The organism is Kribbella sancticallisti (genome assembly GCF_039530625.1).
Classification (GTDB): Bacteria; Actinomycetota; Actinomycetes; order Propionibacteriales; family Kribbellaceae; genus Kribbella; species Kribbella sancticallisti.
In genome coordinates this window covers 183,596-189,901 of record NZ_BAAAOS010000001.1, presented here as the reverse complement: position 1 = coordinate 189,901, position 6,306 = coordinate 183,596, and the positions used below count along the sequence as shown (strand labels likewise).

Below are 6,306 nucleotides of genomic sequence, written 5' to 3'. Positions count from 1 at the left end.
AGGCTCCAGGTGCTCAGGATCCAACCACCGCGCGAGCGGCAACGTCACCCTGACACTGAGCCTCACGCTAGAGCCTTCCCGGTCATCAGAGCTTGCCTGCTCACCCCTGGCTGAGGAGTTGCTCCAGCGGCGACGGGCGGCGCCCGCGCGCAGTGATGCGGACGCCCGCCAGCCACTTGGTCCACCGGTCCGCCTCGGCCTCGATCGCGGCCGCGGTCTCGCTGGCCACGTCCTCCAGCAACTGGTAGCGGACGTCGCCTGACTCGGGCTGCCCCCAGCCGCCGACGATCCGGCCATCGGCCCAGACGGACGGCCCGATGTTGCCGGTGGTGTCGAACAGCCGGGCCTTGTGCTCGCCCAGATACCAGTCGCGCTCCTTCCACCCCATCGGCGTTGGGTCCAAGGCCGGCAGGAACGCCACCCACGGCTCGGTCTCGACCTCGGGCGCCTCGTCTCCGGGGAGCACGTACCCCACCGAGCCTTCGAGGTCGACCTGGACCGCCTCGACCGCGGCCAGAGCCTTCTTCGTCTGGCCCATCGTCCAGCCGCTCCACCACTGCAGGTCCGCCGCCGCGCCCGGCCCGAACGAACCCAGCCAGGCCCGCGCCAACGACGTACGGGCCTCGTCCGCGGAAGGCTTCGCGTCGGCGCCCTGCGGCAGCCAGTTCTCCACCGGGGACCACTGGTGCTGGCTGCTCATCCACGTCCCGAGTGGGCGCCCGCGGACGATCCGGCCTTCCGCCGAGAGTTGGAAGAGCACCCGGCTCGTGACGTAGGGCTGAGTGGCGTACGCCTTGCCGGGGGCCATCGTCAGTCGGCTCCGCAACCTGGGCTCGTCAGCCGACAACTCCTGCGCGGTCGCCGAGCCCCGCAGGCTCAGAGCCGCCACCGTCGACTCCTCGACCGCGCGCAACCAGGTCAAGGACGCTTCCGGATCCGCGGCGATTCCCGACTCGGTGAGGTGTTTGACGAGCAACTTCCGCTGCTTGACCGCGATGTCGTCGGAGCAGGCCGCCTGGATCACCGGCGCGAACGAGGTCGGCACCACGAACACCGTTCGGCGCATGCCGAGCATCCGGATCAGCGTGCGGTCGTCGTACAGGGCACGCTCCGTGCTCGCCACCTCACTGCCCGGAACCCTGGCCGCCACGGACAGGTGAACGGTCGCCGGGTCGGTCGCGTGCAGCACCACCAGCGACGCGGCCGCCTCGACCGGATCCGCCGCCTGCTGGGAGGGTGCCAGCCGGTGCCGCCGACCAATCCTGGCGCGCCGCTCCGCGACCGTGATCCGTTCCATTCCCGGGCCCCCTCGTCTGTTGGTCCCCTGTTCTTACCATCACGTTCCGACACCGTTGTCCACCGCGACGGGCCGCGACGGGAGACCGGGCCCGTGAACCGGATAGGCTCGGGGGCATGTACTGGTTACTGCTCTTCCTCGGTGTGGTGGCGGTGTGGCTGCTGGTCCTCGCCCTGCTCGCGAAGAAGATCTGGAACCGGATCAAGGCACTGACACGTGAGTTGGTCGCCGCCCAGTCCAAGCTCGAGGCCGCGCAGTCTCCGACCGGGTCCGGACAGATCCGCGAGGACCTGCGGGTCCGGGCGTAGTATCGGCGCTCACGGTTGAGCCACGAGTAGAAGTCGGTTAAGGGAGTTCGTCATGGTTCCGGAAATCGGGATGCCCCAGGGCGCGGAGTGGCTCGTCATTCTCGCGATCGTCGTGCTGCTCTTCGGGTCGGCCAAGTTGCCGGCCCTGGTGCGGCAGCTCGGCAAGTCGAAGAAGATCTGGGAGGAAGAGGTCGGCCCGGGTCGCAAGAAGAACGACGAGCTGACCGAGGGCGACCAGGCCACCACTCAGCAGGCGACGCCGCCGGCCCAGCCGGTGCAGCAGCCGAACCAGGTGAACGGCCAGGCACCGGGCGACGGCCACCCGCCGACCCACACCGCCAACTGAGTCACGCGCACCACCTGTGGCGATGGTGAAGCTCGGACGGCGCAAGGAGCGCCGCCCGGAAGACGAAGAGGGTCGGATGACCCTGCGCGAGCACATCACCGAGCTCCGCAACCGGTTGCTCAAGTGTGTGCTCGCGATCATTGCCGGCACGATCGTCGGCTGGATCTTCTACGACTGGGCCCTGGACCTGCTGAAGGCGCCGTTCGAGACCAGCGTCGCGGCGCTGGCGGCCGAGCAGAACCTGAAGCCGATCCTCACCTTCACCGGGGTCGGCGATCCGCTGACGTTCAAGATCAAGATCTCGGCGCTGTTCGGCGTCGTGATGGCCAGCCCGATCTGGCTGTACCAGTTGTGGGCCTTCATCGCGCCCGGACTGCACCGCAGCGAGCGCAAATGGGCGATGATCTTCTCGGCGATCGCCACCCCGCTGTTCGTCGGCGGCATGGCAGTGGCGTACTGGACGCTGCCGAAGGGCCTGGAGATCCTGATCGGGTTCACCCCGCTGGACATCCAGAACCTGATCACCCTGCCGCTCTACCTGGACTTCGTGATCCGGACGATGCTGGTCTTCGGCATCGCCTTCCTGATCCCGCTGGTCGTGGTGCTGCTGAACATGCTGGGGATCGTGCCGGCCGCCGCGCTGGGCCGGTTCCGGCCGTACATCGTGCTGGTCATCTTCATCTTCGCGGCGGTCGCGACGCCGTCGGGTGACCCGTTCACGATGTGCCTGCTGGCGATCCCGATGTGCATCCTGTTCTTCGCCGCCGAGGTGATCTCGCGGATCAACGACCGGCGGCGGGCGCGCAAGAACGCCGAACTGCTGGCGGAGTGAGATGAGCCGTCGGATCGCGCTGGTGGTGAACCCCACTTCCGGCCGGGGCCTCGGTGCCCGGGTGACACCGATCGTCCAGGCCCGGCTGGAGGCGGCCGGGCTGATCGTCGACGAGTACGCCACCACCTGCGCCGAGGACGTCGGCCGGATCTCCGCCCAGGTGATCGCCTCCGGCGCGGACGGGGTCGCCCTGATCGGCGGCGACGGCACGGTCCACCTCGGTGCCCAGGTGCTGGCGAAGTCCGGGATGCCGTTCGGGGTGATCCCGGCCGGGACCGGGAACGACTTCGCCCGCGGCATCGGCGTACCGCTGAAGGATCCGAAGGCGGCGGCCGACCTGATCGTCCGGGGCCAGACCCGCGCGGTCGACCTGGCGACGGCGCAGGACGAGTTCATCACCACCGTGATCGCCGGCGGCTTCGACTCGCTGGTGAACAAGCGCGCCAACGAGATGACCTGGCCCAAGGGCAACTCCCGCTACACCCTGGCCACGCTGGCCGAGTTGCGCACCTTCAAGCCGATCTCGTACGTCGTGACCGTGGACGGCGAGGTGCTCGAGACCGACGCGATGCTGGTCGCGGTCGGCACCGGGCCGACGTACGGCGGAGGGCTGCAGATCCTGGCCGGTGCCGAGATCGACGACGGGTTGCTCGACGTCACCATCATCAAGCCGGTGTCGCGGCTCACCCTGCTGCAGATGTTCCCCAAGCTGTCCAAGGGGACGCATCTCGGGCACCCGATGGTGCACACGCTCCGCGGCCGGTCGGTCCGGCTGGAGTCCGCCGGGGTCACCGCCTACGCGGACGGGGAGATCCTCGGACCGCTCCCGGTCGACATCGGCATCGCGCCGGGCGCTTTGACCGTCTATGCCTGATCTTCGCCGGTTCCTTACGCAGTGAATTCTTCCGATCTCTGTTCGTGACGAGCTTCATCTGATAGGAAAGCTTACTAACAGATAACCCTCTCGACGCCCCTCAGAGGAGAGATCGTGCTGAATCGCCCCACCTCCGGCCGCAAGCTCGCCGGAATCCTGCTCGGCCTCGCCGTCGCCGCCACCCCGGCGACTGCCTTCGCCTCGCCGTACCAGCCGCACGCCGCGCCCGCCGCCACGCCGTACCAGGAGAACGTGCGGGCCGTCGGGCTGGACGACCCGGCGAAGAAGGAGATCGCGATGAAGATCGTGTCCAGCGCGGAGAACTCGTCGCTGGACTGGAAGGCGCAGTACAAGTACATCGAGGACATCGACGACGGCCGTGGCTACACGGCCGGCATCATCGGTTTCTGCTCCGGTACCGGCGACATGCTCGACCTGGTCGAGTTGTACACGGATCGCAAGCCCGGCAACGTGCTCGCCAAGTACCTGCCCGCCCTGCGGCGGGTGAACGGCACCGACTCGCACGCCGGGCTGGACCCGAACTACACCAGGGACTGGGCGACCGCCGCGAACGACAGCGCCTTCAAGACCGCCCAGAACGACGAGCGTGACCGGGTCTACTTCAACCCGTCCGTTGCCCAGGGCAAGTCCGACGGCGTCGGCGTGCTCGGCCAGTTCATCTACTACGACGCCATCGTGATGCACGGCGACGGCACCGACTCGACCAGTTTCCGCAACATCCGCAAGCGGGCCCTGACCAAGGCCAAGCCGCCGGCGCAGGGCGGTAGCGAGACCACCTGGCTGAACGCCTTCCTCGACGCACGGGTCTGGGTGATGAAGCAGGAGGAGGCCCACAGCGACACCAGCCGGGTCGTCACCGCCCAGCGCGTCTTCCTCCGCAACGGCAACCTCAACCTCACCCCGCCCCTGAACTGGAAGGTCTACGGCGACAGTTTCCGCATCGGTTGACGTCCAACTGATGCCGGCCTCCGCATCCCGATGTCCCCGGGGTGCGGAGGCTTTCCTTGCCGGCGGGTAGTCCGGTCGAACGCTCCAAATCGAGCCGCGGTCCAACGGTTCAGCGCAGGGCGACGACCAGGTGTTTGTCGGCGACCTGCCTGAGTACGCCGACCTCGGCGAATCCCGCCGATCGCAGCGCGGCAGTCATCTCGGCCAGCGTCACCGGCGCGGCCTCGGTAGGCGCGATCGCCAGTCGATCCCGCTCGGTATGCAACTCGGCGAACGCCGGCTCAGCCTGTGCCGCCGCCCACCAGTTCTGCCAGTCCTCGTGTGCGGTCGCACCGTCCCATGCATGGTCCCGCAGCCTCGCGGCCAGGGCGCTCAGCCGCGGAACCTCGGCACCCAGTTCAAGCGTGTCAAGGTTCACGAACACCCCTCCGGTCCGCAGCCGACGCGCCAGTACCGCGGCCAACTCGCTGAAGTCCTCCGCGCTGAAATAGTGCAGGGAGGTCGCACTGCACACAACGTCCACGGACTCCGCCCCCAGTACTGTGTCCCACCCCGGCGCGAGCAGATCCGCCCGGCGGAAGCTGATTCGGCCGCTCCCCGCAGCGCGCCGACCGAGCTCCAGCAGAAACGGATCGGCATCGACCGCGACCGCGTGAACCGAGGGGAAACGGTCCGCCGCCCGGACGGCGATCGAGCCTGGACCGGACGCGAGATCCACCAGCCGACGGGGTTCGCCGACCAGCGCCTCGACGACGTCCAGCACCAATCCGAGCCACATCTCCCGTTCGGGCAGATAGGCGGCCTGCTGCCGATCCCAGCGGTTCATCCAGTCAGTGGCGTCGATCATGACGGCACCGTAGCCGGAGCGAGCCCTAGTTGACAATCATTTTCACTTAGCGGCGGCGATCGCCTGCACGATGAGCTCGTTGCGGGCGTCCTGACCAGCCGGAACGGTGGTGTGGATCCCCTCCCGGAGATACATCGTCAGCCGGTTCGGCTTGGCCGCGAGGTACTCCGCCCAGCGCACGATGCGCAGGTTCGGGTGCTGCCGCTGGGCGTCGCTGAGCTGCAGGTTGATCCATGCGCTGTTGCGCTGGTCGGCGAGCTGGGTGGCCGTCCCGTACCGGGTCCGTGCCACCTGGGTGTTGACCCAGAAGACCGTGCGCTGACCGCCGACGAGGTCCATCACCCGCTCGACCTGAGCCGCGACGGCGGGCGGCGTGAAGATGTCGTTCGACCCGGTCGCCATCAGAATCCGGCGCGGCAGCCCGTACCTCTGCGCCCACTCGGCCAGCGCGTCGACGGCCGGCGCTGTCGGCCGGCCCGACCAGTTGTTCACCGCGATCGGATCCCCGGTCCGCGCGGCCAGCCGGGTCGCCAGCGCCTTCCCGTCCTGGAGGCCGATGCTGTCGCCGAACATGAACAGCCCGTTGCGCTGCAGCACGGTCCTGATCGTCGCCTCGGTCGCGATCGCTCTCGTCAGACCCTGCCAGGGCGCCAGATCGCCCGATCCGTACCCGCCGGCGAAGGCGGTCTCGGTCGCGGCGACGGTCGAGGTGGCGACCACCGCACCGGTCAGCAGGAGTTGGCGGCGGTTGGGTTTCAGCGATCCGAAACGTTTCCTCACGAACGCGAACTTTGAGGCTCGGCACCCTCCGAAGGCAAATCCTCACGCCCCGT

8 protein-coding genes are annotated in these 6,306 nt (G+C 68.4%); 5 read left to right on the top strand and 3 right to left on the bottom strand.

Annotated elements, in window-relative coordinates; genetic code table 11:
• Positions 1–100: 100 nt before the first annotated feature.
• Positions 101–1,297, bottom strand: a complete 1,197-nt coding sequence (locus ABD255_RS00780; RefSeq protein WP_344208608.1) for a winged helix DNA-binding domain-containing protein — start codon at positions 1,295–1,297, stop codon at positions 101–103.
• 116 nt (positions 1,298–1,413) lie between these two features.
• Here ABD255_RS00780 and ABD255_RS00775 point away from each other — a divergent pair, with 116 nt between their 5' ends.
• The 5 genes from ABD255_RS00775 to ABD255_RS00755 all read left to right on the top strand — a co-directional run bounded on the left by ABD255_RS00775 (position 1,414) and on the right by ABD255_RS00755 (position 4,626).
• On the top strand, positions 1,414–1,605 hold the full coding sequence (locus tag ABD255_RS00775; protein ID WP_344208606.1) for a hypothetical protein: 192 nt from the start codon (positions 1,414–1,416) through the stop codon (positions 1,603–1,605).
• A 52-nt stretch (positions 1,606–1,657) separates the two neighbouring features.
• Entirely contained in the window at positions 1,658–1,951 is a 294-nt protein-coding gene (locus ABD255_RS00770; protein ID WP_344208603.1) for a twin-arginine translocase TatA/TatE family subunit, read from the top strand.
• A gap of 76 nt (positions 1,952–2,027) precedes the next feature.
• Positions 2,028–2,783, top strand: a complete 756-nt coding sequence (gene tatC, locus ABD255_RS00765; RefSeq protein ID WP_344208601.1) for a twin-arginine translocase subunit TatC — start codon at positions 2,028–2,030, stop codon at positions 2,781–2,783.
• Between the two features lies 1 nt (position 2,784).
• Positions 2,785–3,657: a diacylglycerol/lipid kinase family protein gene (locus ABD255_RS00760; RefSeq protein WP_344208599.1), complete on the top strand. Its 873-nt coding sequence runs from the start codon at positions 2,785–2,787 to the stop codon at positions 3,655–3,657.
• A 114-nt stretch (positions 3,658–3,771) separates the two neighbouring features.
• The gene (locus ABD255_RS00755) at positions 3,772–4,626 is read left to right on the top strand and encodes a chitosanase (RefSeq protein WP_344208597.1); all 855 of its coding nucleotides are present in this window, start codon (positions 3,772–3,774) and stop codon (positions 4,624–4,626) included.
• A 109-nt stretch (positions 4,627–4,735) separates the two neighbouring features.
• Here ABD255_RS00755 and ABD255_RS00750 read toward each other — a convergent pair whose 3' ends face one another.
• Both ABD255_RS00750 and ABD255_RS00745 read right to left on the bottom strand, forming a co-directional pair.
• Positions 4,736–5,473, bottom strand: coding sequence for a class I SAM-dependent methyltransferase (locus tag ABD255_RS00750; RefSeq protein WP_344208595.1), 738 nt, complete (start codon positions 5,471–5,473; stop codon positions 4,736–4,738).
• A gap of 42 nt (positions 5,474–5,515) precedes the next feature.
• Entirely contained in the window at positions 5,516–6,253 is a 738-nt protein-coding gene (locus ABD255_RS00745; RefSeq protein WP_344208592.1) for an SGNH/GDSL hydrolase family protein, read from the bottom strand.
• Between the last annotated feature and the right edge of the window lie 53 nt (positions 6,254–6,306).

Bases quoted from the DNA above. Each gene is read 5' to 3' on its own strand.
- tatC (WP_344208601.1), top strand. From the start codon at position 2,028: ATGACCCTGCGCGAGCACATCACCGAGCTCCGCAACCGGTTGCTCAAG.
- ABD255_RS00780 (WP_344208608.1), bottom strand. From the start codon at position 1,297: ATGGAACGGATCACGGTCGCGGAGCGGCGCGCCAGGATTGGTCGGCGG.
- ABD255_RS00775 (WP_344208606.1), top strand. From the start codon at position 1,414: ATGTACTGGTTACTGCTCTTCCTCGGTGTGGTGGCGGTGTGGCTGCTG.
- ABD255_RS00760 (WP_344208599.1), top strand. From the start codon at position 2,785: ATGAGCCGTCGGATCGCGCTGGTGGTGAACCCCACTTCCGGCCGGGGC.
- ABD255_RS00770 (WP_344208603.1), top strand. From the start codon at position 1,658: ATGGTTCCGGAAATCGGGATGCCCCAGGGCGCGGAGTGGCTCGTCATT.
- ABD255_RS00750 (WP_344208595.1), bottom strand. From the start codon at position 5,473: ATGATCGACGCCACTGACTGGATGAACCGCTGGGATCGGCAGCAGGCC.